This window comes from Ileibacterium valens (assembly GCF_001945525.1).
GTDB classification, from domain to species: Bacteria; Bacillota_I; Bacilli_A; order Erysipelotrichales; family Erysipelotrichaceae; genus Ileibacterium; species Ileibacterium valens.
This window is the reverse complement of record NZ_MPJW01000209.1, coordinates 1-1,059: the sequence shown is the minus strand read 5'-3', so window position 1 is coordinate 1,059 and position 1,059 is coordinate 1. Positions and strand designations below refer to the sequence as shown.

Below are 1,059 nucleotides of genomic sequence, written 5' to 3'. Positions count from 1 at the left end.
GTCTTTCTACGTCAATTACGAGTCTCTGAAAAAGACCGATGACGGATTTCGCGGTGAAAAGATCGGATGTGTTCAAACAGCCCATCCGCTTCCTGATCTTCCTGAAGGGCAGGCTCACTACAGCAACCCAAGGGTCTCGTATGATGGAAAACACTGGTATCTCAGTGTGGGGATAGAAGTTCCTGAAGAAAAAGCAGAACTGACTTCAACAGTCCTGGGCATTGATCTGGGAATCAAAGTGCTTGCTTATCTTTCAGATGGCAGCTTCTATGAAAACATCAATAAGAGCCAATGGGTCAGGAAACTGCAACGACGGCTGCTCAGGGAACAAAGACGCCTGTCCCGCAAAGAACAGGCCAACATTGACCACTATGAAGATGTCATCGGAAAAGATGGAAAGACGCTTCGCAAGCCGGTCTATAAACGGCCGTTGCAAGAATGCAGAAACTACCAGAAGCAGAAGAGGATCGTCGCCAGTGTCCATAAGAAGCTGAAAGACCTGCGAACCGACTATGTCCACAAAGTCACCAGAGACATCATAGACACACTGCCCAAAGCGATCGTCATGGAAGATCTGAAAGTCGCAAACATGATGAAGAACCATACACTTGCCAAAGCGGTGAGCGAACAGATGTGGTCAGAGTTCAGAAGACAGATCGAATACAAGGCCCGGATGAAAGGGATCGAAGTCGTATTTGCCGATCTGTTCTTTCCAAGTTCGAAGACCTGTTCAAACTGCGGAAACATCAACAGAGACCTTCAGCTCAAGGACAGGATCTATGTGTGTCCGGTGTGTGGTCATGTGATCGACAGAGACCTGAATGCCAGTCTCAATCTGGCTGACTGCTATATCAATCAGCACGACCTGGTGCAGGGATAGAAGTTCACGTAAAAGAACATCCCTGCGAGTACCCTTCGCTATGGGGGAATCAGAATGCCTGTGGACTGCCATGCAAACACTGGAAAAACAGTGGGCGGGAAGCCTCAGAAAAGAGAAGAAACAGGAATCTGTCTGGAGCAGACCCGTGATAACAGGTTCAAGCCGGACAGGAAAGATAT

1 protein-coding gene is annotated in these 1,059 nt (G+C 48.3%); it reads left to right on the top strand.

Going from position 1 to position 1,059, the window contains the following annotated elements; translation table 11 throughout:
• A partial coding sequence (locus tag BO222_RS10945; RefSeq protein WP_075820830.1) for an RNA-guided endonuclease InsQ/TnpB family protein occupies positions 1 to 880 on the top strand: 880 nt, incomplete at its 5' end.
• Positions 881 to 1,059: the final 179 nt, after the last annotated feature.